The organism is Nostoc sp. (assembly GCF_036917375.1).
Taxonomy (GTDB): domain Bacteria; phylum Cyanobacteriota; class Cyanobacteriia; order Cyanobacteriales; family Nostocaceae; genus Nostoc.
The window spans coordinates 62,878-86,714 of sequence record NZ_JBALDN010000041.1; the positions used below are offsets into that span (position 1 = coordinate 62,878).

The following is a 23,837-nucleotide window of genomic DNA, read 5'->3' on the forward strand; positions in this document are numbered from 1 at the left end:
GGTCAAGCGATCGCCCTTTTAACTCGACAACTCATGTTCCAAGGTGCAACTTTCAAGTTCAGAAGTTAAACAGTGAAGGGTGAAAGTAAATATTTGGCTCTTTAATTCACTTCGGAGTTTGCACTGTCCCATTGGTGTCGACTTAAGACTGGGCGAATGGAATTCGCGGCTATACAAGCGAAGTCCGCCTGCGCGGACTAACGAAAAATTAAGGATTTGAAACCTGCGAAGGCAGGTTTTGTCTGTGTAGACGCGGTTTCAACCGCCCATTTCACTCTTCTGTAAATATGTCAGCATGGCGTAATGACCGACCATACTCTAAAGCTTCCAAAAATGCTGGTTCATCAGAGATTGAGCCAATAACCTTTTCCAGCCAATTACTATAGGTAGGCGCATCAATAACTCGATATTTGATATCTGCAACTGTTTGTTCAAGAGTCGCTAAACGTTGTTCAAAATTTGCTTCATCTAACATAATTTTCTTTGAGACTCTAGTTTCAATGGTAATACTTATCCGCGCCTGGACAACGCGGATGAGCATCTTATCCATCACAATAAACTAAGGTTAGGTGTAGCTGTGGTTTTAGCCTGATAAGCCTTTTTGACACCAACCCAGTTACTAGCAATTGGCATTCGCCAACCGGTTCCAAAGGCGCGATCGGTGATTTTTAAGCCGGGGGGTGCTTGTCGCCGTTTAAATTCAGCCCGCGCCACCATTTGGATTACTCTGTCTACAATCACCGCATCGTGACCGGCTGCAACAATTTGCGCTGCTGATTGATGGTTGTGAATCAGGCGTTGCAAAATATCGTCCAAAACTTCGTAAGGCGGTAGAGAGTCTTGATCGACTTGGCCTGGTTTGAGTTCGGCGCTGGGTGCTTTAGTCAAGACGTTTTCCGGGATGATTTCATTATGGCGATTTAACCAATGGCAAAGTGAATACACGCGGGTTTTAGGTACATCTGCAATCACTGCTAACCCGCCATTCATATCGCCGTAGAGAGTACAGTAACCAACTGCCATTTCTGACTTGTTACCAGTAGATAAAAGCAGATAGCCAAATTTATTAGCGATCGCCATTAATAAATTACCGCGAATCCGAGATTGGATATTCTCCTCAGCCAGTCCAAACTCTGTACCCGCAAACACATCATCTAAAGTTCGATCGAAGCCTTGCATTAATTCGCCAATTGGTAAAAGATTAGTGTTAATCCCCAAATTTTCGGCTAATGCTACAGCATCGCTAATGGAATGCTCCGAACTGTAAGGGGAAGGCATGAGAACACCAAGGACATTTTCTTTACCAAGTGCAGCCGTGGCGATCGCAGCTACTATGGCAGAGTCAATTCCACCACTTAAACCCAAAACTACTTTAGAAAAGCGACACTTACGAGCGTAATCTTGCACTCCCAAAACTAAAGCTTGCCAGATTTCTTCATCTTCCGATTCATACACAGGTGCTATAGTACCTAATTGAAAATCCCGTTGCGCTTCGTCAAATTCAACTACTACTAAATCGGTATCAAAGCCACGGGCACGACACATAACTTCACCTTGACGATTCAAGGCAAAACTACGTCCATCAAAAATTAGGTCATCATTTCCGCCAACCTGATTAGCATAAATCATCGGTTGTTGAAAACGTATTGCACTATGCCTGAGCATAGTTTCACGAAACTGCTGCTTGCCGACAGTGTAGGGGGAAGCAGACAAATTTACAATTAAATCTACACCCAAAATTGCTAAGTCAGCAATCGGATTTACTGCATAACTACGTTTGCCCCAGAATTCCTCATCGTTCCATAAATCTTCGCAAATAGTTACGCCAATATGGATATTATCTAAAGTGAAATAATTGGCTTGCAAACCTGGTTCAAAATAGCGACGTTCGTCAAATACATCGTAAGTCGGCAAAAGTCTTTTGTGAAAAACTTGCTTAACCTGGCCATTCTCTAACAAAGCTATGCTGTTAAATAAACTTTTACCTCCAGTAATAGACGCTTCGAGGTTTTGTTCAACAGTTCCTACCAACACAGCTAAATTTGGTGGTAAATCCTGAGCCAAGTTTTGTAAAGTGATGCCCATCGCTTCCACAAAACTAGGATTTAGTAATAAATCTCTTGGTGGATAGCCGCACAGAGAAAGTTCTGGTGTTAGCAACAAACGCGCACCGCTAGATGCTGCTCGTTGTGCTGCCTCCAGGATTTTTTGAGCATTTAAAAGCAAATCACCAATTGTCGGATTAATTTGAGCGATCGCAATTTTCATATTATTTGTCATTTGTCATTGGTCATTTGTCAAGAGTTATAAGTTACTCTTGATTTGGGGTAGAGATTGATTAAATAAACACCAAAGGTTTATCTTTTAAGGGGGCAAAAGCTTCGGCGTCAAACTTATACAAACTAGCCGGACGGCCAGCACCCCGTGATACCTTAATTCCGGTATCGCATAAAAAACCTAACTTGAGTAGACGCGCTCGAAAATTAGAATAATCGGAAAAGTTATCACCTAAAACTGTGGCGTATAACTGATATAAATCATTCAAGGTGAACATTTCTGGCAAGACTTCAAAAGCCACCGGGCTATACTCTAATTTATTTCGTAATCGCCTGTGTCCATAAGCCAGAATTTCATTATGGTCAAAAGCTAATTGCGGCACTTGTTTTACTGGATACCAAGCTATGCCAGTCATGCGATCGGCAATCAATTCAGCTTCTTCAAATCGCACTAGGGCAAAGTAACTAACTGATAAATAACGCACACCATAACTATCAGTTGCTTCCCGTGGATCGCGATTTGGCCCGCCAAAGGTATACAGTTGTTCTAAATAGAGATTGTTGACCTTAATTTTCTCCGCCATAATGCGATAAGCGGCATCTTCTAAAGACTCTCCTGGACGTACCAAAGTACCGGGAAGACTCCAATGATTTAAAAATGGTTCTTGCTGCCGCATTACAAGTAGAACTAACAGCCGATTTTGTACAGTATCTACAGAAAAAATTACATTATCAACACCAACCTTGAAATCGGCCAAAGGTTGTTGGTTTAACGGAGTTGGTAGCTTTTTTGGTGAACGTCCTGGCATTCGTACAAATGCTCTCGATTAATATAGGCAACTACAGGGGCTGTAAGGGCTTGGGGATCTCTATGTTCGCGGTACGCTGTTGAGGAAACATCTAGACCGGTCAGACTAGCGATCGCAATTTTCCCTCCCAGCTTTTGCACTACCTCTGAACTAGACTCATCTATTACATATCCGGGTCGCGGTACAATCAGTAGTTGCACTTCCTGTAACAAATCTTCAATGCGATACCAACGTGGTAGCTGAGTCAGTAAATCTGAACCAACGATCAACGTCAATTCAGCGTCTTCACCCCAAGTAAGCTTGGCTTTTTCCACTGTTTCCAGCGTTCTGAAGCTACTCAATTCTTGTTCCAAAGCAATATTGTGCCGTGGGGTGTCTATATCCGCAATCAACAGTCGCAACATTGCTGCCCGATGTTCCAAGGGTGTTTGATGGGACTTAAATGGATTATCTGCTGCCCAAACTGCTACCCAATCATAACGCTCAGATAACCAACTCAGAATTTTTTGATGTCCCGCAGTTGGTGGATCGGCACTAGTACCAAACAAAGCAATTCTCATACTAATTCGTAATTCGTAATTCGTAATTCGTAATTAAGACAGACTGAAAGAGTACTTCTTACCTCTGTGTTCTCTGTGCCTGTGCGGTAGCCTACGGCAAGCCGCTGGTGCGTCTACGTTTCTTAGTTTCTTCAGTCAACACCCGTAACCCCTCAGAAATTTCCACTTCTACAGCTACCGGACGATCCAAACGCCGTGTTTCCTGTGGCAAACTCGCAACTGAGGCGGCGGTACGTTGACGAATTGTTGCCAACGATTCCAACGGCTGCACTCGTTCACCGTTTTGCACTACCAATTGCAACAAAGGTTCTTCTTCTAAAGCAATTTCACCTAAGAGTCCCAACCTGTCTGCTTTTACCTTACCTCCCGTAAACGAGCGAAAAATCTGCTTGCGTCCTGGATAAGTAACTTTACTACTAGACTGCTTCATCACGGGGATGCCATCAATGTCTACAAGTTTATAAACTCCATTGACAGGCGAACCTGTAACTAGTCGCGTTCCCAGCCCGTAACCATCAATTTCGGCCCCAGCAGCTTTTAATCTGGCAATTTCCCACTCATCCAAATCACCACTAGCAAAAATTGGCACACTGGGAAGGAGCGATCGCACCTGTTTTGATAAGGTAACTAAATCTCCTGAGTCCAATCTCACTCCTGTTAATTGCATTTCCCCGGAATTTACTTTTTCGGCCAAGCGCTGGGCAGCAGCAATGGTATCGTAAGTATCAATTAGTAATGGCGCACCCGGAAAATAGCGATGAAATGCACTAAAAGCTTGTTCTTCAGTGCCTTCTATTGCTGACAGTGCCATCACTAAGGCGTGTGCCATCGTACCACTTGGCTGTTGTCCCAGTTGTAGCGCTGCTAACACATTGGAAGTGGAATCTAACCCACCCGCCAACGCCGCCCGCGCCGCCCACAAAGACCCTTGGGGACTAAATGCCCGTCTGGTACCAAATTCTAAAAGAGTTGCTGATTCCCCCGCTACATCCCGCAACCGGGCTGCTTTTGTGGCAATCAAAGTCTGGTAATTAATCGTATTCAGCAGGTAAGTTTCTACTAGTTGCGCTTGCCAAAGGGGTGCTTCCACCCGCAACAGTGGTTGATTGGCAAACACGGCTGTTCCTTCTGGTACTGCCCAAACATCGCCCGTAAAGTTTCCCTCAGCTAAAAGTGACCAAAAGCGATCGCCTGCGTGAGCAAAAATTCCCGTTGCTTGTAATGCCGCAATTTGCGCGGTACTAAAGCGGATTTTAGCTAAATATTCCAATGCCTGCGTCAGCCCCATTGCAATCAAATAACCAAAACCCTCTGGCAATCGTCTGACAGACAATTCAAAGCTTGCCCGTCGTTGTTCTATACCTTCGCCTGTGTAACAAGCTGCCATTGTTAACTGGTAAAGGTCGGTCAGCAAGCTGTAGTCATCGGCAGAAAGGTTTAGTTCCTGGTTCTGCTGGCTTTGCTGTTTATATACATAGTCCAAATCTGGCAAAGTTGTCATGCAAGAGCTTCCTTACAAGATGCTTCTTTTATTTATGGTAATATTTACCATAAATAATGTCAACTCCCTGCAAGTATATTGTCTGAGATTGCCGTAGAACAGTAGATTTATCGCTAGCTTAATACTAACTTTATCAAATACTTAATATTTTTTAATAGTGATGGCACGCAATAATGTTAATTAGAGCGGGTGGCTAATCAAGGGAAATAATATCCTGTCAGAGAAAGTTTGTTTTGCTTCGCTATTTTCCCAAATGGGTTGAAAGAAACAACTCTGTTACAATTAGAATCGAAGAGAAAAATTTGACTTTTTGACAAGCTAAAGTATTGCAAAGTTATCTGAATAAACATTGCATATATTCTCAATATATTGAGAATATATGCAAGGCTTGAGTATTAAGATTAGAGTATAAGCATCACCATTAAAGCGACTCAAAAAGAAGGAGTCCAATCTTATGGATATTTCCAAAATCATTGCGAACATAACCCAGTATATTTCTGAAGCTGCAATGCGGATTTTTGGCCCTACGGATGATGCTTATCCTGCTGTTGGCGTACAACCTTTTACAGGTGAGCCTTACGACGAAGATAGAGATGAGAATTGGTAGATGCTGATACGGCATTGATAAATAGGAGTCAAAATTCAGAATTCAGACGAGGGCAATTTCTGGGGAGTTTAGGCAAACCATATAATTGAAAACCACTAAATTGTAGATTTAGCTTTGTACTTAAACCCCTTTATTCATAAAATAGTGGCGTATTGCAATACGCTACTCATCTAATTTGTTTTGCATTCTGGCTCTTAACAATTCGATTTGTAAAAATCGCCAAAATCAGATACCCGACTTTCCTAAGAAGTCGGGTATCTTGTTGTTTATGGATAATTAAGTTGTATTAATTGACTGATAAAGCTTCTAGAGATTGCTCTGCCGGAAAGTGATAGAAAGGGTTTAAGTCGGTAGGCATGAGCAAACTAATATATGTTTAGTTTTGTAAAAACAGTGAAATAAGGAATTTGTAAGGTATGTATCGAATTTAGATTTCGTTACATACTTGGAAATTTCCTCGCCCACTTACTCAGGATTGCTATACCATTAGCAAAAAAAATTTAACTTGCTGCATAGATTCCTATATCTGAACGTAAGAATCGAAAGGGTTCACAAGTTTCCTCTTTATCAAGAGAATCCAAACTTTAAATTCTTATTCAAGGAGAATACTTATGAACCCTAAACGAAGACCTAAAAAATCTTTCGGAGAGGTTTGGAAACTACTTCTAAACTTCTTTGAAACATCACCAAGTCCACTTCAGGGGAGATACAAATGAAACTTGTTAAAGGCACTTTTCTAACCGGGATATTTTTAAGCACACTTGTCTTAGCAGCTAGTGGACTCTCAGAAAACCCAGCACAGGCCGAATTGACAATTAACCCGTCACAGTTTCATTTAATAAATCAAATTAAAATTGACCCATCATTATACCGTGTTGACGAACTAGCAGTACTAAAACAAGAAGTTTATGACCAGGTGAATCAGTACCGGGCTACTCAAGGTCTACCACCCCTTCAATTAGATTCTCGCATAACTGAGCAAGAGCAAACCTATGCACAAACTATGGCTGAAGCTGGATACACCCTTAATCATCAGGGGGTTTATCAGAGAGCCGAGGTAGTGCGCCAAGCGATTCCCCACAGTAGCTACAGCTATGGTGAAAATGAGTACTTCTGTTACGGTGATGGTTGTTCTGCCACGGCCGCGGTGCAGTGGTGGCTGAGTAGCCCTGCTCATCGCGCAAATATTCTAGGCCAGTATGAACTAACTGGCATAGGCGTCGCCAAGGATGCCAATGGTAAGTATTTCTTCGCGCAAATGTTCCTTCACACCCAGTGATATTGTGTCCTTAGTCGCAACACCATCAATTAGTTGATAGCGATCGCACTCACCGTAGTGGCTAATAAATTCATCAACAGTTAGATTGGGGCTGATTGAACGATTGTGATTATTCCTCAGGAACCAGAAGTCAGAATTCAGGAGTCAGGAGAACATTGGATAAATAAATATGCCAATCATACTAGATTCCTTCTATATTCTGAATTCTGACTCCTGTTAGCGGATAGCTATACTTGAGCAGTGCTGAATTCTTACTTTAAACTTTTTGATTGCCGATTGCTAAGAGTTCCAGAATGGCTCCATTTGTCCAGCCGAAACCAACTTCGTTAGAACTATATCCAAAGCATATTTCGTCGGAAACGTTGGCAGAACAGCGTTCAACATCATATTTCTCAACTAAGGTATTGTGACGCTCGAATTCTTTAACTACCATAGTGAGAAACTTGTTGGCAATGCGATCGCCTTCTGTATGATACCCATAGCGGTGAAGTCCAAGGACTGCAACTAATGTCAATGGTGCCCAGCCAAGGGGAGCATCCCACTGGTTGCCGGTGACACGAGTACTGCTAAAAATTCCGCCTGGGGCTTCAAACAAAGAGAGATTTTCTACGACGCGTTTGGCTTGAGTTGGAGAAGCAATTCCCAGCCAGAGAGGATAGAACGTGGTAGCAAATTCGTAGCGGCGGCGTTTTCCATTCTGGAAATGATAGTCGAAATATAATCCTTGTTCTTCATCCCAGAGAAATTTATCGATCCGATCGCGGCGGATATCTGCGCGATCGCTCCATTTTTGTTCCAATTGTTCGTTCCCCAGAATATGCTTAATTTGCGCCATGTCAAGTTCAACCTGATACAGCAAACTGTTGAGGCACACAGGAGCGTAGTGGAGGATATCAGCACTGAAAGGGCCAAATCGGTTGGTGATATCAAAACCGGACTCGCGCATGGTGCGATCGCTTTTGTAAAATAGATTGGTCAGTTTATTTTTTTCGCGATCGTAGTAAAGATTGACATCGTAATCTTCAACCTCAAAGCTTTGGTAATATTCCTTGACGCGATCGTAGTGGCTTTTTCCCTCTTCATCCCGCTCGGAAAACAAAACTTCTGGTGCCGGGCCTTCCCCAAAGGCATAAAATCTGGATAAGCCGGTTGCAGCATTCAGATGGGGCGGTACTACCCAGTAATAATAAAATTGCTCTAACAACGGTACGGTTGCTTTCAACCACTCTTCATCTTGGGTGTGCTGGAATAACGCCAAAACCATCATACTGAGGACAGGGGGCTGCGATCGCGACAGCATATAAGTCCGGTTGGCGTTGAGGATGATGCCGTAATGTTGTACTTGATACAACAATTGATCGACTTGACTTTGTGCTAGCTCCAATTCTCCATCGTGCAAAAGTCCTAGCAATATAAAGTAGCTGTCCCAGCCATACATTTCGTTGAAGCGACCACCTGGTACGACATAAGGCCCTGGTAAGTATAGTAACCCATGCTGTTTAATCGCTTCTGCTTCTGCTGGCAAAGTGCGAATTTCTAGCTGTTGCATATCTTTTGGAGATAGCGATCGCTCTAACACAGTCTGAATGTTGGGACAATCTTCTGAAGGGGAAATGTAAACAATCCAGGGAGTTTCTGTTGTGTGGTCTAGTTTGGTATCCTTGGCAGATTGTAATAAGTGTTCGTGCGATCGCGTTAAAGTTTTCCACATTTTTTTGATGTGGAGGCGCACAGCTTCAATCTGCGCGGTGGTAAGTGTTGAGGTCATAATTACAGAATTGTTTTTTAACGCATAGGCGCTGCGCCTTCCCGCAGGGTAGGAACGCCAAGGGAAACGCAGAGGAACGCTGAGTTTTTACAGGGTTCTCTCTGCGTGGGACAAGATTTTTGTTTTTACTCGGCAGTGCTAATTAAAAGAGCAACTGGGAAATGAGTTAGGGCTGTTGCGATTGATAGGGTTTGTGTAGCTTGTAAGGGTTGCTGAGTTATGACGTTTTTCCAAGTGGTGGAAGTTCCAGGGGGTAGTTGCAGGTGCGTATCTTGCCAAACTGACTCGCCCAAAGGATTGTCTCCTGGCTGGATGAGGCTGGTTAAAAAGCGGGGCGCGATCGCGATCGCTGTTTGATTCCCCTCCCGCCGTGCAAAGGCGATAATATGATTGGCGTAGGTTCCCTGAACTTCTAACGGCAGATAGTCGCCGTCCTGGAATAATGAGACATAGTTTGTTCTGGCTTGGAGTAATTGAGCCGTTAAAAACAGTTTGATTCTGCCGTCTGTTTTGTCGTTTAGTAACTCCTGAATTAGTCCCAGAATGTCTGTTTTTACCTGTTCGCGGATAGCGCTTAAGTAAGTACGTCGCTGTTCAAAATCCACGGGACGGCGATTATCTGGATCGACTAAACTCAGTTCCCAAAGTTCTGTTCCCTGGTATAAATCGGGTACGCCGGGTGCGGTAATCTTCAGTAAAGTTTGGGAAAGAGAATTAAATATCCCATAGTCGGCAATTCGCTGTTGAAATGGACGAAAGGCTTCTAGAAATTCCCCGGATATCGCAGGATCGAGTACTTTCTCAATGAAGGAGGTACAAGCTTCTTCATACTGGCTATCAGGTCGTAACCAGGCTGTATGCACCTTTGCTTCTCGTATTGCTTTTATTATATAGTCTTTCACCCGCTCCACGAAGGATGCATGTTCGTGTTCGGCAAAAGGAAAGGCCCCTACCAGGGTTTGATAGAGAAAATACTCATCGTTGCGATCGGGCATAGCGAAGCCGTGGCGATCGCTACGATGTCCGCGATTAATGGCGCTCCAGGTATTTACCTGCCGATCCCATTCATCGGGGATTTCTGAGAGGACATTCAACCTGGCTCGCACATCTTCGCCGCGTTTGGTGTCGTGGGTGGCTGTGGTGTTCATTGTGTGAGGCCAGGTTGCTTGGTGCTGTTTGTTAAAGGCATGAAATTTGGTTACATCAATCCCAAAATGACCGGGATTTCCGCCGACTTCATTCAGCGACAGCAACCGATTGTAAACATATAATGTGGTGTCTTCTACACCTTTGGCCATTAACGGGCCGCTGTATTGCTGCATCCGCAAGACAAAATATATCCACTGTTCGCGTTCTGTTTGAGTCAGAGAATTATCAAACTCTAGCAGCATTAACTTTTCAATAAAAGTCAGTTCGTTCTGCAACAGGGGCGTTTGTTCTTTGGCTTGATCGATTACTTTCTGAATTGTAGCGCGATCGCTTTCTCCAATTCCATCGGGTGTAATGTAGGTGCGGTAAATTGGGAACAGTGTCAAAACTTCAGCGATCGCTCTTTTTAATCCATTCAATGTAAAATCATTGCCATAGCGATATTTGCTGGAAACGTTTTTTAACAATAGAGCCAAATTGTCAATATCACCTGCTAAATTTTTTTCCAAAATCAGATGCTTTTTATCCTTGACTACTGAGGCATAATCTACTCTGGAACTGATAAAGTTTTGATAAATTTTATCGAAGAGTGATTCATTTTCTGTTTGACAAAATACGCCATTTACATAGTTAAGAAAGTCATATCCAGATGTTCCTTGAATCTTCCAGTTTTCTGGCAATTCTTCGGTGAGTTCTAAAATCTTCTCGACGGTGATATAAACATCTACCATCTTTTCTTGCAGTCTTTCAAGATACTGGATTGGGTTATAAAGTCCATCAATATGGTCAATCCGTAAACCAGTAAATTTGCCTTCTTCAACCAGCTTTTGAATTAGGCTGTGGGTATTATTAAAAACCCGCACTTCTTCAACTTTAACGGAAATCAGTTCATTGACAGTAAAGAAACGACGGTAATTCATTTCCTCTGCGCCAACTTTCCAGAAGGCAAGGCGGTAAAACTGGTCGTTCAGTAATTCATCTAGGAGGTTAAAACTTTCTGAATTACCGGGTTCTCCGTTAAAAGTTTCGATATTTTCGTCAATGAACTCGCGGATGGTGTCGTTTGTGGTGTAGAGTTCCCAAAGCAATCCTTTAATAAATGCGATTTGGTCTTGTCGCTGTTTTCCTGCAACTTCGGAGGGCACACTTTTGAGAATGTAGAGAATCCCCAATAGTTTAATAAAATCAGGGTGATTGCGTCCCAGTGTGCGCGTGAGTTTACCTAAATTATGGGTGATAAATTTTGTGTAAGATTCTAAGCGCAACGGCAATTTTAAGCTGTAATAATTGACGGTTAAACCGTTTTGTTCGTATTGCAGTTGAATGTGTCCGTTTTCCAGGGATGCACCATAAAAATCTCCCAGTAATGGTGCGAGAATTCGCTCTTGGCGATCGCCAAAAGGAGCATTCCAAGAAAGGTCGAAGTAATCGGTATAGCTAGAATCTGGGCCGTGTTCCAATACGTCCATTAAGTAATCGTTTTCGCTGCTATAGGCCATGTGGTTGGGCACAATATCTTGTAACCAGCCCATACCAAGGGATTGAACTTCAGCAACTAATGCATCAAAGGACTCATTAGTTCCCAGTTCTGGGTTAAGTTGAGTGGCATCTACTATATCGTAACCGTGTGTACTCCCAGATCGTGCCTTGAAAATGGGGGAAGCATACAAATCGGAAATACCTAAATCTGCTAGATAAGCTGCGATCGCTTTAGCGTTGTCAAAGCCAAACTGAGGTGTAAACTGAATTCGATAAGTGGCGGTGGGAATTCGCATATTTTTAGAAGGGAGTAAGAGGGATGAAGAAGATGAGGTTTTGAGGGTAAACGCTGAACCTTTTAGAGGATGTTTGAAAAGTCCTCTTCTCGGTAGCTACCCCCCTTGTAAAGGGGGGAAACAAGAAATCTAGTTCCCTCCCCTTTACAAGGGGAGGGTTAGGGTGGGGTAAATTTGAAGGGGGTTAGAGGAGATCAATAAGTGCTTAACATCACAGCCAACCATTATTCAAACATTAAGCCTTTTAGCTTGAACATTAAGCCTTGTTGCTCAAACATTAAGTCTTTTAGCTCAAACATTAAGCCTTTTAGCTTGAACATTAAGCCTTTTAGCTCAAACATTAAGCCTTGTTGCTCAAACATTAAGCCTTTTAGCTCAAACATTAAGCCTTGTTGCTCAAACATTAAGCCTTTTAGCTCAAACATTAAGCCTTGTTGCTCGAACCTTGAGGGTATAAGCCTGAAACTTTAAGTTCTAACTCTCTCCCTCATCCTTTTTCATAGAGTACTAAACTAGTAGGTTGCAATTTCACTTCTTGACCCGCAGACAAATGTTCAGCAGCTTCAGAACCATGCCCAGACCATGAGGTATCAGCAGAGTCCAATAATTTATTAGCATCATGCTCAAACGGCAAAGCCACTGTCACTGGTGACGAATTGAAATTCATCACAAATATTATTTCACTCGATTCGCACCAACGCCGCACGATGACTACCTCTTTCTCTTCATCGCTAGTTGCTTCGATGAAATTGCGGTCTTGGTTGAGAAGTGCTGGATGTGTCTTCCGTAAATTAATTAACTGACGATACCAATCCCAGAGAACTTTGTGCTTACCTTGATTGCGTAATTCCCAATTAAGTTTAGACTTGAGGAAAGTTTCTGCCGATTCCGGATCTGGGGGATCGTCTGCATAGTGAAATGCTTCAAATTCTTCTTTGCGTCCGGCTCGAACTGCTTGAATCAAATCGGGATCGGAGTGACTAACAAAGTAAATGAAGGGTGCAGTTTCGCCGTATTCTTCTCCCATGAACAACAGGGGTAAGTTAGGTGACAACAGCACAGCACCAGCAGCTAACTTTAATCCTTCAAAAGAGATCCTCTGGGTGAGGCGTTCTCCTTTCATTTGATTGCCGATTTGATCGTGATTCTGAATGCAGACTGTAAATTGTGACAAAGGGCGATCGCGGCAAGATAAGCCATGAAATCGTTTGCGATCGGGCGAGTACTTCCAATCATAGACAAAAGTATCACTATAAGCTTTTGCCAAATCAGCACATTTCCCAAAATCTTGGTAATATCCTTGGCGATCGCCTGTCAACAGTGTATGCAATGCGTGGTGAAAATCATCACTCCACTGAGCATCGAGTCCATATCCACCCAATTCTGCTGGACGAATTATTCGCGGATTATTCAAGTCACTTTCGGCTATCAGATGGCGTTTCCATCTTTGCCCTTGTTGTGAGAAATGATGAACTGCTTCCGCCAATTCCCATAAAAAATGCTTCGCTCCCAAGTCGTAAATTGCTTGAATGGCATCCAGGCGCAATGCATCAATGTGGAATTCGCCCAACCAGTAAAGAGCATTTTCGATAAAATAATTTCGCACACCCTGACTATGGGCATCGTCGAAATTCATTGCTTCGCCCCACGGCGTTTTATAGGTTTTAGTAAAGTAGGGCGCGAACTGACTCATGTAGTTGCCTTCCGGCCCAAAGTGGTTATACACCACATCCAGCACAACGGCGATATTATTTTGATGACAAGCATTTACCAGTTGCTTGAGTTCGGCTGGACTACCGTAGGAATTTTGGACAGCATAAGGATAAACGCCATCATAGCCCCAGTTACGGTATGCAAGAGTTGCCTCAATATGAGTATCTCCCGGAACCTGGGAGATGGGCATGATTTCAATGGCGTTAATTCCCAGTTCCCTCAGTTCTGGTAAACGGGGAATGATGGCGGTGAAAGTTCCTTCCGGCGTGAATGTCCCTACGTGAACTTCGTAGAAAATCATTGACTCCACAGGAATACCCGCCCATCCTTCATCAGTCCATTCAAAAGAAGGATCGACAATTTGCGACGGCCCATGTACCCCTTCTGGTTGATACTGCGACGCCGGATCGGCAAAGTTGTCTTGACCATTCAAGACATAGCGATAAAGCGTACCCGGATACACATCGTTGACTTTCGTGTGCCAGTATCCCTCAGATTGAGGCTTGAGGGGAATTAACTGCTGTTCTGGCGTCAAAATTTTTACCGTGACGCTATCTAATAGCGGAGACCAAACTGTAAATTCACACTCTCCGTTACCTAAGTATTGAGCACCAATTTTCACGCAGTATCCTCCCGTCAGATTCTTTGTTGTGCCAAATTATGGCGCGATCGCAAATGTCATTGATTGCACAATGTTTACAAAGACGCCAGATAGCATAATGGTTGGTCTAGCAGACTTTTTGCTAGCATCTGGAGGCGGATTTTTGACTAAAATAAACTCTGTCTAATGACCAAGGAGGCAGAGGGCAGGGGGCAGGGGGAAAGGGGAAAGGGGAAAGGTGAAAGGTGAAAGGGAACCAGTAACTTAAAAGCAGGGGTTTCAAATATGGGGATACGGCTTACTTATCGCACTACGTGCCTTAAAAATCTTCTTTTTTTATTCTCCATATTATTTAAAAATAGGGGCTTCATAACCAAGAACAGGAAAAGAACATTAGTCTATTGCCCTTTTCCCCTTCCCCTTTCCCCCTTCCCCTTTCCTTCTTCCCCTTTCCCCCTTCCCCTTCTTCATGTAGCTGCGGTTTCTAACGGACTATCTAATTTAAGTTGGCTTGCAGCTGCCATCTACACAGTACGATGATTGATATGTATTAGAACGTTTACCAAAGATTGCGTAGCGGTTATCGCGGATTTGTTCGTAAAAGCGATCGCCTGCCCATTTCATCCCCGGTAATGCTCGATAAGCGTCTACAAATATACTTCCTGCTGGCAATAAGCGCCCAATTTCTTCAGCTGCGTTACTGCCTTGCCAACGTCTTTGAGGGTCATTGCCATCAATTAAAATCATCCCCTGTTCGCAATCTTGGGCTGAAATTCCCCACTTTAAAAGTGTCTGCTCATCTTGCATGGGACTGTAGCGAAACAGCTTTCCTTGGTCTAAAGTTTCTAGCAATTGCACCAGGCTAACGCAGAGATTACAATTCCCGTCGTAGATTACGTAGTAATTCATAAAAATAATGGCTCTTTGGCAATTGAATTGTCGGATGTGTCTAAAACACAACTTTGGTATTCTAGCTTAGAAAACCGTAGCGATCGCTCTTACCTCACCGAAACCAATCTCCAGTTCAAATATGCATAATGTCGTCTAGCTTAAGTTGTTAATTTGGCAAGACATGAGAATAAATAATATTTTGTAAGCAATATTGTTGTTGGCAAACACCGTTAACAAACGGCAAAGGTTGGTTGTTTGGGATTACCGATAAACATCACGATGCATTTGTACAGCATAAAAGTCCTACAGTCATAGTTTTCAAACAAGGACTATTGAATGTTTCTATATAAATTACTCTCACCACAAAAAATAATTAGCATTTTTATTTTTTAACAAAAGAATCTTGTGTATTGATTCCTGTTTAATATATAGTCTTTTTTCGTACATACATTGGCACAAGAAAATACTGGATGCTTGCGACATGTAAGTATATCCTTAATTGTTAGACTTTGTATCTTAAAACACCAATTACCTAATAAACAAGTATGGCTAATATCACTGGAACCCCTCTAAACGATGTTCTTAACGCTACTGTTGGCAACAATGTAATCAATGGACTGAATGGAAATGACCGCTTAACAGGGAATGCTGGAGTCAATACTCTGAACGGTGGTTCAGGTGATGACTACCTTGATGGTAGAGATGGTAATGATATTCTAATTGGCGGATTGGGTAGAGATACCTTAGTTGGTGGAGCAGGAGCTGATATCTTCCGTTACAACAGTGCTTTAGAGGGTGGCGATATTATCAATGACTTAAAGGCATCTCAAGGTGACAAAATCCAAGTTTCTGCATCTGGATTCGGAGGTGGACTTGTAGTAGGGCAATTACAACGTTCTCAATTAACTCTTGGTAGTGCTTTCACCAACCCTAACCAACGCTTTAGAGTTGACACTAGTAGCTCGATTCTATTCTTCGACAAAGATGGTAGCGGTTCGCAATTTGGCTTTGTCGAAATTGCTAGAATAAACGGCGTTAAAGGTCCTCAAATTATCGAAGTAATCGCCTAGAAAATTTTCGATTTTAAATTGTAAGGTTGGGTGTCGTAGCTAAATGGACTATGGCACCATTAGCAGACATCAAAAAACTCAGAAGCCGAGTTTCGTAAATTTAAAAATCTAGTTATAGAAACATATTCAGGTTGCATTTTATTACATTATTAAAACAACAGTATATTTAATAATTTATTTTTGTAGGTTGGATAACGCTAAAACTCAACCTACACATTTTTCTTGTTTAGCCTTAATCGAGTAGTATTGCAAAGCGATCGCCGCATTCAAATAGCACGACAATATAAATATTAAAAGGCTTGTCCTTAAATATCGTCCCCGATTTCCAGCTATTATTCCTTTGGAATGGTATTTGCTTAGTTTTTTCATTAATGAGAAAATATTCATGAGATACAAACTCTTGGGCAAAAGCGGGTTAAGAGTCTCTGAACTCTCCTTGGGAACCATGACCTTTGGTGAAGATTGGGGTTGGGGTGCATCTGTTGACGAAAGTCGGAAAATCTTTGATAGCTATGCAGAAGCAGGGGGAAATTTCATTGACACCGCCAACGGTTATACCGATGGTAGCAGTGAAAAAATTGTCGGCGAGTTGATTGCTAAAGAACGGGAACGCTTTGTAGTTGCGACAAAATATTCCTTTCCCTTGCGGATGAATGACAAAAAGGGCAACCCTAACGCCAGTGGAAACCATCGCAAGAATTTAATTCAGTCTTTGGAAGGTAGCCTGAAACGGCTGAATACCGATTACATTGATTTATTCTGGTTGCACGCTTGGGATTTCACAACACCGATTGAAGAAGTCTTGCGATCGCTTGATGATGTAGTGCGTCAAGGTAAAGTACTTTACATCGGCATTTCTGACACACCCGCTTGGATCGTTTCCCAAGCAAATACCATCGCCCATTATCAAGGATGGACGCAGTTTGTCGCCCTGCAAATTGAGTATAGTTTAATTCAGCGAACACCAGAACGGGACTTGATTCCGATGGCAAAAGCTTTGGATTTAGCAGTAACACCGTGGTCGCCTTTGGGTGGTGGTGTGTTGACAGGTAAGTATAATCGGTCTCCTCAAGGGGGCGCTGAACAAGGGCGACTCGAAACTTTGGGCGGAGGGATTTCTGAGAAGAATTTAGCGATCGCTGAAGTTGTTAGTCAAGTTGCGGCAGAAATTGGACATACACCTTCACAGGTAGCATTAGCTTGGTTACGCGCTCAAAGTGGTGTGATTATTCCGATCGTTGGCGCACGTAAGTTAACGCAGTTTCAAGATAACTTAGCTTCGATAGAAGTCACACTTTCGCCAGAACATCTGCAACGGTTAGATGAAGTCAGTCAAATTGAATTAGGTTTTCCCCATGACTTTTTGCAGAATGACGTAATTCGCGATCGCCTTTTTGGTGGTACATTTAATACCATAAAAAACCATCGGATCTGACCAATAGTCATTAACAGTAACACATTCAGCCATTAATATAATCTGTCGTCAGAGAGTTTCGCACAGCCAACTAAACTCTGTAAAGTTAGATGCAAAAGGCATTAACGTAGAACTATGAGCGACAACACCATTACATCACGTTTGTACCCCACTCGTATTGACATTCCCGCTGAAGCGCGAGTGCAAATCGTGGTACTTCTCAACCAAAGCTTGGCAGCAACTTCGGATCTAAAAACCCAAGCAAAGCAAGCGCACTGGAATGTTAAAGGAACTGACTTCTATCAGCTACACCTATTATTTGATGAACTTGCTGGGGAATTAGAAGGATACATCGATTTGATAGCTGAACGCGTCACAGCTTTAGGCGGATACGCTTTTGGAACAGCCCGCGCCGCAGCTAGTAATTCAATTTTGCCAGAATATGCCTTAGATATTTTGGATGGTAAAGACCATGTGACAGCCTTGGCAGATCGTTATGCACTCTATGCTAAACATCTCCGGGAAGCGATCGATAAAACTGATGAATTAGGCGATCTCGATACAGCTGATCTTTACACCGAAATTTCTCGCACCATAGACAAACGACTCTGGTTCTTAGAAGCTCATCTTCAAGTAGCAGAAATTAAGGCAGAGAATGGCAAAGCGGGTACTACTAAAACTCAAAAGATCCCTGCTGCTGTCAAATAAGCACTTTTGAGAAACACTTGATTTACTAATAGGGTGCATTAGACTAAAGTTTAATGCACCCTATTGGCGTAACACAGCTAAAAGCAAAAAAATTTATAGGTTGTGTTGAGGAACGAAAGCCAACACTCCGATCAATGTTAGGTTGAGCAACGCTAAACCCAATTTACATTTAATGCACTATTAGACTTATTGCATAAGTCGGGAAAAGGGGAAGGTGGGGTCCCCTCTGGGGATAAGGGGCAAGGGGAAGGGGAAAAGGTTCTGCAAAAGTCCCTTTCCCCTTTAACCTTTACCCTTTTCCCTCTCTTGCCAAAAGCACTTTTGCAAGAAGTCTATTTTATCCTTGCCACGCCACTAGTACAGCAAGGCGTAATTAAAAACTAAAAATTAAAAATGAATACAGTATAAAGGTTTCGTTGATTTAAAATGGTTGGTTTATTTCCGCCGTGTTGTACTATCGCGGTTCTCGTTTGGATGCAATACAGTTTGACCTCTCTCTTAAAAGGACAGAGGCTTTGAATCTTACTCCCCTTTCGTTATAGGGAAGTGGCTGGGGGTTAGGTCTGTATTTCACTCAACTGATAACCGCTATAGCAGCTAATCTTGTTGTACAAAACTTGAAATTACAGTAATTTAGTTCTCAAAAAGTGTATTTTATTCAATTAAAAATATCTGTAAAATTTCACAGTATCTTTTTGGTAAGTACGCCACTTTTAAGTGCGTACTTTTCATTTGATATGTATATACTTTACTATTTAAATAGTTACAAATTAGGTCTAATCAACCAGAATTCTAAGTTTTGAATTCTAAAATCTTCTAAAAACAATTAACAACGAGGTAAATTTATGTCTCAAAATACAATTACCCACTTAATTCACGATCGCAATGCCCGTGGTCACGCGAAAATGGGCTGGCTCGATAGTTATCACACCTTTTCTTTTGGTAGTTTTTACGATCCCAACCGCATGGGATTTCGCTCTCTGCGGGTAATTAACGACGATCGCATCGCCCCCGGTGCTGGATTCCCTACCCACAGCCATCGTGACATGGAAATCCTCACTTATGTTTTAGAAGGTGCTGTAGAGCATAAAGACAGCTTGGGTACTGGCTCGGTGATTCGTCCTGGTGATGCCCAAATTATGAGTGCTGGAACTGGAATCAGCCACAGTGAATTTAATCCCTCACCAACTGAACCACTACACTTACTACAAATCTGGATTCTTCCCGATCGAGAAGGAATAACGCCAAGATACGAACAAAAAGCTTTTCCTCTCGAAGAAAAGCGCGGTAAACTCCGCTTAATTGCCTCTAAAGATGGGCGCGATGGTGCTGTGACAATTCACCAAGATGTTGAGTTATACACATCTGTTTTAGAGTCAGGTGATGTTGTTAATTATCAAGTCAAATCTGGTCGTTATGCCTGGTTACAAATAGCCAAAGGCATAGTTAATCTAAATGGCGAAGAACTTAGAGCCGGTGATGGTGTACAAATCAACGGCGAAGAACAGCTAGAAATTAGCACCAACATCGGCGGCGAAATCTTGCTTTTCGATTTAGGCTAATATCGCAGTGAAAAGAGGGTTAGAAACCACGTCTAAATAAAACCTGCTTTCGCAGGTTATAACAAGGGGCTTAAGCCCCTTGTTTTGTCTTAGACCGCGCGGACGAACTTCGCCTGTGTAAAATGAGACTGTTGGAATATATCCAAATCACGGTTATACTTTCTCATAAAACCACCAAAATACTTGGGGGCAATGGCCAAAAAGTTCTTAGTTTGGGAAAGATATATCAGACTTTAATAACTATTAGAGGTGGCTGTAATGCCGACGATTCATTTTGTGGATGGTGAAAAAGGCGGGGTAGGAAAATCTCTCTTTGCCAGGACAATGATTCAGTATTGTCTGGATAAGAGAATCCCATTTGTACCAGTGGAGACAGATAGATCGAATCCAGATGTCGCAGGGGTATATAAGGAGATATGTAAATATGCTGTGTTTAGTGAGAATGAACGACAGGCAAATAAGGCAGATAGAATATTTGAGTGGGCGATAGAGAAGCCAGTAATTGTAAATTTAGCTGCGCAATCGCATAGAGCAGTACAAGGATGGATTGAATCTAATCAATTACTTGAATTAGGAAGTTCGCAGGGAGTTCTGTTTTGTAAATGGTTTGTATCGACAGGAGGATACGACAGTATCAACCTGTTTGCTCAGTCAGTGAATACTTACGGTGATAAAATCCCTCATATTCTGGTGAGGAATTTAGGGCTGTGTGATGATTGGGAGCATCTAGACTCAGACTCCAACTATCAGAACATAGTAAATAAATATCAGATAAAAGTTATAGATTTTCCGAAGTTAGCATACAGAGAAAGAAACATAATTGACCAAAATCGCCTGACTTTTGCAGAGGCTAGAGAATATAAAGAATTTGGGATAATTGGAAAACAGAGAATAGTGAATTTTCTAAAGCTTGCTTATGGTGCTTTTGAGAAAGTAGGTATCTGGTATGAAAAAGTTGAATAGCAGACATTAGTAATTTGTCCGAAGTCATTGGTCACTTGTACTGAGCGTAGTCGTTGGCGCAGCCTCTCATAGAGAAGTATTAGTCATTAGTACCCATGACTTCGGACAAACCTTAGCAGGAGATTGGATGGGGGTACGATGGCGTACCCACCTGCCGTAGGCGATCGCTTTGCGAATTTGACTACAATTCTTAGAAAGAGTAGCAAAAACCTAAATGTCTAAAAAGTCCGATTCTCAGTTCCAAAATCTCTTTAGTTCACCCAAATCAACCAACTGGGACGAAAGATTAGCCCAAATAGCCTATCGCTTTAACCGAGAATATCAACGTGAAACCTTTGAACTCCCAGCAGAAGTACAGGCGATGCCGATATTCCGTGAGTGGATTTCTGGAAGTTTCTCAGGGAGAATCGCTTCCCCTTTCTGGGAAGTTGCTGAACCTAAAAAGAACCAACACTGTATAGATATTGGCTGTGGGATCGGTTTTTTAATCTATCCTTGGCGGGATTGGCAAGCATTTTTTCATGGGCAAGAAATTAGTAATGTGGCACGCGATACCCTTAATTCTCGCGGGCCGCAGTTGAATTCTAAGCTGTTCAAAGGGGTTGAGTTGGGAGCAGCTCATCAGTTAAACTATTCACCAGAGCAATTTGATCTTGCGATCGCCACTGGATTTAGCTGCTATTTTCCCCTCGAATATTGGGATGCTGTACTAGCAGAAGTCAAGCGGGTGTTAAAACCAGGTGGACATTTTGTATTTGATGTTCTCAATCCAGAACAGCCTTTAGCCGAAGATTGGGCAGTTCTGGAAACCTATCTGGGTGCTGAGGTGTTTTTAGAGCCTTTGACTAAGTGGGAAAAAACGATTAAGGCCGCTGGTGCTAAAGTCGTAACGCACAAATCAGGAGAATTATTCGAGTTATACAAAGTGCGGTTTTAAAAATACTATTACTCAGGGATAACTGGACTCATTGGATCTAAGGAAGTTGTAAAAACAAAATAGATTACCCCAGTTCCGAGAATCATCACAGCGAGACTGAACAGCAACACCCAACGGTCTGTTGGTTCGTAAGTATCTTCTTCGATATCACGACGGACAGCAAAATAATGTACTGTTGAGAGCCACACCGTGATTAAACCCACCAGCGAGAATACTAAACCTAACTTCCAGCCGTTGCCAGGACGGGGTACTAAAGGTACATGGAAGGCACGCAGACGCACAATGACGACACCAAAACCTAAAAGAGCGATCCCTGTCCGCATCCAAGCGAGGTAGGTACGCTCATTTGCCAAGTGATCTCGGATTCTGGACGGATTCAGTCGTCCTGGCTTTTTTTTATCTTTTTCTTCTTCTGTAGGTTTCAATTTTAACTGCATCAATAACACCCTTATCCCCAAAGCGGCTCTGATCAAAAAAATGCGAAGGTAGTAGAAAATCTCTTTCCAGATGACTTGCACCCAGCACAATAGTTGCGCTATTGAAATATGCCTGTTGTGATTGTACATTTTTTCCAAAATTTATTTTAATGCAGATATCGAAATAAAACAAGCCTAAAATTGAGGATAGATAAATTCAAAAAAAAAGAGCCAAGATCAAAGAGATGTTTCACCAGTGTTTGTCCTGTTTTTCTCTGATTTTGGCTATTACCCTATTTAAATTCAGAACAATTATTCAAAAATAAACTATGCAGTTCTATTTCAAGACTGATTGCTAGGCGCATTAGGAACTCGTGTATTTATGAGATCCTGCGAGATATCTGGGATAAACCAGTTAGCCTCTTTGCTGTTTAGAACTTTTACAGTCGGGACATTCAATTCAATCGCAGCAGTATCTGGATTCTTTTTAATTACCAACTGAGTTCCATCAAGAATCTTCAGAGCAGCGGCTCCTGTCAATTCTTCACCTTGCCCATTAGGACTAGAAGTGAAATTTTCTACCTGGACATCATTCGGTAGATAGATGCCATCACAATCCCAGTTATTTTTAGTGGATTGACCATCACCTAGAAAATATAAGCCATTCTCGTATACGGCATCTTCATCTTCTTCATCATTTGGTCTTTTACCGTATACCGCAATGGTATTACCTGTTTGGTTGTTGCATTGACCCCAATTGATTCCAGTTTCTAAAGCATATTTTTGCAGTGTTAATTCTTCGGTTCTTTTTTTAATTTCTTCTGGTGTGAGACCTTCAACTTGAGTTTGGGCATCTTTTGTCTGAGAGAGTTGCTTAAGTGCTTTAGTGACTTCGATGTAATCAGGGTTTTTGCTAAATTTAGGTCTATCAGCAAAAGAAGGTTGAGCAAAGGCTAGATTAGCGACAATCATCAAGACAATTAGCAGAGATTTCCAGATTTTCATGTTTTGATTCCTGTTGTTGGGTAAGATATTTTCCAGTTTAGAATTGATTTTGCTCAAAAAATTGACGATCCATCTCTTTATTAGACACTTAATTTTTCTTGTTCCTCACTCGACGGCTGAGTAGTGAAACCTAAAACTAATGAGAATATATAACTAGAAACTACAGATAAAAGAGTCCAGGTAACATTTTCCGTGACAATAAACACGCCCAAACCAATCAAAATACAAGGGACAAAAGTATTGCCATTTTCAGTTAAAAAGTTGGCGATCGCAGGTAAGTAGGTTAACTTATAAGCGGTATAACACCATACACCCACTAGGGTAAAGAATACACCTATAATCACCAGCAGACTGTCTAATTCTGAGTTGGCAAACAAAGGCACGTAGACGCTGATATTATCACTGCCATTAGCAAAGGCGATCGCGGCTACATTGCAAGTTTGTGGAGAAACAAAACTCCTAACTATAGAGGGACAAGACGGCTCGGTTTCTTCTTCAGCTTCCTCAGATGAATCCTCTTCGCGTTTTAGTAAACTGCTCACACCAATGATTATTGGCATAAAACCAAGTAGTCTAATCCAGTCCTGCGGTATGATTAGTCCACCGAAGAAACCAGGAAGACTAGCAACGATCAACGCTGCAAAACCGAGATACTGACCAGCAAGGATGTGACGACTGCGAAACGTTTTACTTATTTGTGAAAAAAACAACGTCAGTATGACAATATCATCGATGTTGGTGGCAGTGAATGCGGTAATCCCTGTGGTAATTGCAGTTACTAAATCGTTCATTTTTGGAAATCCTTATGTTCATGCTTGGGAATTGGGCATGGG

The 23,837-nt window shown here is 42.2% G+C and carries 21 protein-coding genes; 8 read left to right on the forward strand and 13 right to left on the reverse strand.

The annotated features are described in order from the left end of the window. Positions 1–271 precede the first annotated feature (271 nt). The 5 genes from V7K45_RS10135 to V7K45_RS10155 all read right to left on the reverse strand — a co-directional run bounded on the left by V7K45_RS10135 (position 272) and on the right by V7K45_RS10155 (position 5,146). On the reverse strand, positions 272–550 hold the full coding sequence (locus V7K45_RS10135; RefSeq protein WP_335002922.1) for a transferase hexapeptide repeat containing protein: 279 nt from the start codon (positions 548–550) through the stop codon (positions 272–274). Beyond that, complete coding sequence (locus V7K45_RS10140) at positions 550–2,268, reverse strand: NAD+ synthase (protein WP_335003034.1); 1,719 nt, start codon at positions 2,266–2,268, stop codon at positions 550–552. The genes V7K45_RS10135 and V7K45_RS10140 overlap by 1 nt, the downstream gene beginning before the upstream one ends. Positions 2,269–2,338: 70 nt before the next feature. Next, the gene (locus V7K45_RS10145; protein WP_335002924.1) at positions 2,339–3,085 is read right to left on the reverse strand and encodes an NUDIX hydrolase; all 747 of its coding nucleotides are present in this window, start codon (positions 3,083–3,085) and stop codon (positions 2,339–2,341) included. After that, positions 3,046–3,645 (reverse strand): nicotinate-nucleotide adenylyltransferase, encoded by a 600-nt coding sequence (locus V7K45_RS10150; RefSeq protein WP_335002926.1) that lies wholly within the window; start codon positions 3,643–3,645, stop codon positions 3,046–3,048. The genes V7K45_RS10145 and V7K45_RS10150 overlap by 40 nt, the downstream gene beginning before the upstream one ends. A gap of 91 nt (positions 3,646–3,736) precedes the next feature. Continuing rightward, positions 3,737–5,146, reverse strand: a complete 1,410-nt coding sequence (locus tag V7K45_RS10155) for a nicotinate phosphoribosyltransferase (protein ID WP_335002928.1) — start codon at positions 5,144–5,146, stop codon at positions 3,737–3,739. Positions 5,147–5,600: 454 nt separating this feature from the next. On the opposite strand from V7K45_RS10155, the gene V7K45_RS10160 reads away from it, so the two are divergent. Both V7K45_RS10160 and V7K45_RS10165 read left to right on the forward strand, forming a co-directional pair. Continuing rightward, positions 5,601–5,753 (forward strand): hypothetical protein, encoded by a 153-nt coding sequence (locus tag V7K45_RS10160; protein WP_335002930.1) that lies wholly within the window; start codon positions 5,601–5,603, stop codon positions 5,751–5,753. Positions 5,754–6,465: 712 nt separating this feature from the next. Beyond that, entirely contained in the window at positions 6,466–7,032 is a 567-nt protein-coding gene (locus V7K45_RS10165) for a CAP domain-containing protein (protein WP_335002932.1), read from the forward strand. Positions 7,033–7,288: 256 nt separating this feature from the next. Here V7K45_RS10165 and V7K45_RS10170 read toward each other — a convergent pair whose 3' ends face one another. The 5 genes from V7K45_RS10170 to V7K45_RS10190 form a co-directional block, all read right to left on the reverse strand. After that, positions 7,289–8,800 (reverse strand): trehalase family glycosidase, encoded by a 1,512-nt coding sequence (locus V7K45_RS10170; RefSeq protein ID WP_335002934.1) that lies wholly within the window; start codon positions 8,798–8,800, stop codon positions 7,289–7,291. A 125-nt stretch (positions 8,801–8,925) separates the two neighbouring features. Then, a complete protein-coding gene (treY, locus tag V7K45_RS10175; protein ID WP_335002936.1) occupies positions 8,926–11,724 on the reverse strand; it encodes a malto-oligosyltrehalose synthase in 2,799 nt (932 codons plus the stop codon). 224 nt (positions 11,725–11,948) lie between these two features. Further along, on the reverse strand, positions 11,949–12,149 hold the full coding sequence (locus V7K45_RS10180; protein WP_335002938.1) for a hypothetical protein: 201 nt from the start codon (positions 12,147–12,149) through the stop codon (positions 11,949–11,951). Positions 12,150–12,211: 62 nt separating this feature from the next. Then, a complete protein-coding gene (gene treZ, locus V7K45_RS10185; protein ID WP_335002940.1) occupies positions 12,212–14,059 on the reverse strand; it encodes a malto-oligosyltrehalose trehalohydrolase in 1,848 nt (615 codons plus the stop codon). A gap of 480 nt (positions 14,060–14,539) precedes the next feature. After that, the gene (locus V7K45_RS10190; RefSeq protein WP_335002942.1) at positions 14,540–14,947 is read right to left on the reverse strand and encodes a thiol-disulfide oxidoreductase DCC family protein; all 408 of its coding nucleotides are present in this window, start codon (positions 14,945–14,947) and stop codon (positions 14,540–14,542) included. Between the two features lie 527 nt (positions 14,948–15,474). On the opposite strand from V7K45_RS10190, the gene V7K45_RS10195 reads away from it, so the two are divergent. From V7K45_RS10195 to V7K45_RS10220, 6 genes are all read left to right on the forward strand, one after another. Continuing rightward, positions 15,475–15,999, forward strand: coding sequence for a calcium-binding protein (locus V7K45_RS10195; RefSeq protein ID WP_335002944.1), 525 nt, complete (start codon positions 15,475–15,477; stop codon positions 15,997–15,999). Between the two features lie 385 nt (positions 16,000–16,384). Then, on the forward strand, positions 16,385–17,434 hold the full coding sequence (locus tag V7K45_RS10200; RefSeq protein ID WP_335002946.1) for an aldo/keto reductase: 1,050 nt from the start codon (positions 16,385–16,387) through the stop codon (positions 17,432–17,434). Positions 17,435–17,548: 114 nt separating this feature from the next. Continuing rightward, the gene (gene dps / locus V7K45_RS10205; RefSeq protein WP_335002948.1) at positions 17,549–18,121 is read left to right on the forward strand and encodes a DNA starvation/stationary phase protection protein Dps; all 573 of its coding nucleotides are present in this window, start codon (positions 17,549–17,551) and stop codon (positions 18,119–18,121) included. A gap of 845 nt (positions 18,122–18,966) precedes the next feature. Continuing rightward, positions 18,967–19,683, forward strand: a complete 717-nt coding sequence (locus tag V7K45_RS10210) for a pirin family protein (RefSeq protein WP_335002950.1) — start codon at positions 18,967–18,969, stop codon at positions 19,681–19,683. 258 nt (positions 19,684–19,941) lie between these two features. Beyond that, positions 19,942–20,646, forward strand: coding sequence for a mobilization protein (locus V7K45_RS10215; RefSeq protein ID WP_334839092.1), 705 nt, complete (start codon positions 19,942–19,944; stop codon positions 20,644–20,646). Between the two features lie 214 nt (positions 20,647–20,860). Next, positions 20,861–21,583, forward strand: coding sequence for a class I SAM-dependent methyltransferase (locus V7K45_RS10220; protein WP_335002953.1), 723 nt, complete (start codon positions 20,861–20,863; stop codon positions 21,581–21,583). A gap of 8 nt (positions 21,584–21,591) precedes the next feature. Here the strand turns inward: V7K45_RS10220 and V7K45_RS10225 are convergent, their stop codons facing one another. From V7K45_RS10225 to V7K45_RS10235, 3 genes are all read right to left on the reverse strand, one after another. After that, on the reverse strand, positions 21,592–22,020 hold the full coding sequence (locus tag V7K45_RS10225) for a YidH family protein (protein WP_322661105.1): 429 nt from the start codon (positions 22,018–22,020) through the stop codon (positions 21,592–21,594). 321 nt (positions 22,021–22,341) lie between these two features. Further along, the gene (locus tag V7K45_RS10230; RefSeq protein WP_335002957.1) at positions 22,342–23,004 is read right to left on the reverse strand and encodes a hypothetical protein; all 663 of its coding nucleotides are present in this window, start codon (positions 23,002–23,004) and stop codon (positions 22,342–22,344) included. A gap of 80 nt (positions 23,005–23,084) precedes the next feature. Beyond that, a complete protein-coding gene (locus V7K45_RS10235) occupies positions 23,085–23,795 on the reverse strand; it encodes a cadmium resistance transporter (protein ID WP_335002959.1) in 711 nt (236 codons plus the stop codon). Between the last annotated feature and the right edge of the window lie 42 nt (positions 23,796–23,837).

What these genes read in the sequence shown, in the direction of transcription:
- V7K45_RS10135 (WP_335002922.1), bottom strand. Translation starts at nt 550, where the DNA reads ATGGATAAGATGCTCATCCGCGTTGTCCAGGCGCGGATAAGTATTACC.
- V7K45_RS10140 (WP_335003034.1), bottom strand. Translation starts at nt 2,268, where the DNA reads ATGAAAATTGCGATCGCTCAAATTAATCCGACAATTGGTGATTTGCTT.
- V7K45_RS10145 (WP_335002924.1), bottom strand. Translation starts at nt 3,085, where the DNA reads ATGCCAGGACGTTCACCAAAAAAGCTACCAACTCCGTTAAACCAACAA.
- V7K45_RS10150 (WP_335002926.1), bottom strand. Translation starts at nt 3,645, where the DNA reads ATGAGAATTGCTTTGTTTGGTACTAGTGCCGATCCACCAACTGCGGGA.
- V7K45_RS10155 (WP_335002928.1), bottom strand. Translation starts at nt 5,146, where the DNA reads ATGACAACTTTGCCAGATTTGGACTATGTATATAAACAGCAAAGCCAG.
- V7K45_RS10160 (WP_335002930.1), top strand. Translation starts at nt 5,601, where the DNA reads ATGGATATTTCCAAAATCATTGCGAACATAACCCAGTATATTTCTGAA.
- V7K45_RS10165 (WP_335002932.1), top strand. Translation starts at nt 6,466, where the DNA reads ATGAAACTTGTTAAAGGCACTTTTCTAACCGGGATATTTTTAAGCACA.
- V7K45_RS10170 (WP_335002934.1), bottom strand. Translation starts at nt 8,800, where the DNA reads ATGACCTCAACACTTACCACCGCGCAGATTGAAGCTGTGCGCCTCCAC.
- treY (WP_335002936.1), bottom strand. Translation starts at nt 11,724, where the DNA reads ATGCGAATTCCCACCGCCACTTATCGAATTCAGTTTACACCTCAGTTT.
- V7K45_RS10180 (WP_335002938.1), bottom strand. Translation starts at nt 12,149, where the DNA reads ATGTTTGAGCTAAAAGGCTTAATGTTTGAGCAACAAGGCTTAATGTTT.
- V7K45_RS10190 (WP_335002942.1), bottom strand. Translation starts at nt 14,947, where the DNA reads ATGAATTACTACGTAATCTACGACGGGAATTGTAATCTCTGCGTTAGC.
- V7K45_RS10195 (WP_335002944.1), top strand. Translation starts at nt 15,475, where the DNA reads ATGGCTAATATCACTGGAACCCCTCTAAACGATGTTCTTAACGCTACT.
- V7K45_RS10200 (WP_335002946.1), top strand. Translation starts at nt 16,385, where the DNA reads ATGAGATACAAACTCTTGGGCAAAAGCGGGTTAAGAGTCTCTGAACTC.
- dps (WP_335002948.1), top strand. Translation starts at nt 17,549, where the DNA reads ATGAGCGACAACACCATTACATCACGTTTGTACCCCACTCGTATTGAC.
- V7K45_RS10210 (WP_335002950.1), top strand. Translation starts at nt 18,967, where the DNA reads ATGTCTCAAAATACAATTACCCACTTAATTCACGATCGCAATGCCCGT.
- V7K45_RS10215 (WP_334839092.1), top strand. Translation starts at nt 19,942, where the DNA reads ATGCCGACGATTCATTTTGTGGATGGTGAAAAAGGCGGGGTAGGAAAA.
- V7K45_RS10220 (WP_335002953.1), top strand. Translation starts at nt 20,861, where the DNA reads ATGTCTAAAAAGTCCGATTCTCAGTTCCAAAATCTCTTTAGTTCACCC.
- V7K45_RS10225 (WP_322661105.1), bottom strand. Translation starts at nt 22,020, where the DNA reads ATGCAGTTAAAATTGAAACCTACAGAAGAAGAAAAAGATAAAAAAAAG.
- V7K45_RS10230 (WP_335002957.1), bottom strand. Translation starts at nt 23,004, where the DNA reads ATGAAAATCTGGAAATCTCTGCTAATTGTCTTGATGATTGTCGCTAAT.
- V7K45_RS10235 (WP_335002959.1), bottom strand. Translation starts at nt 23,795, where the DNA reads ATGAACGATTTAGTAACTGCAATTACCACAGGGATTACCGCATTCACT.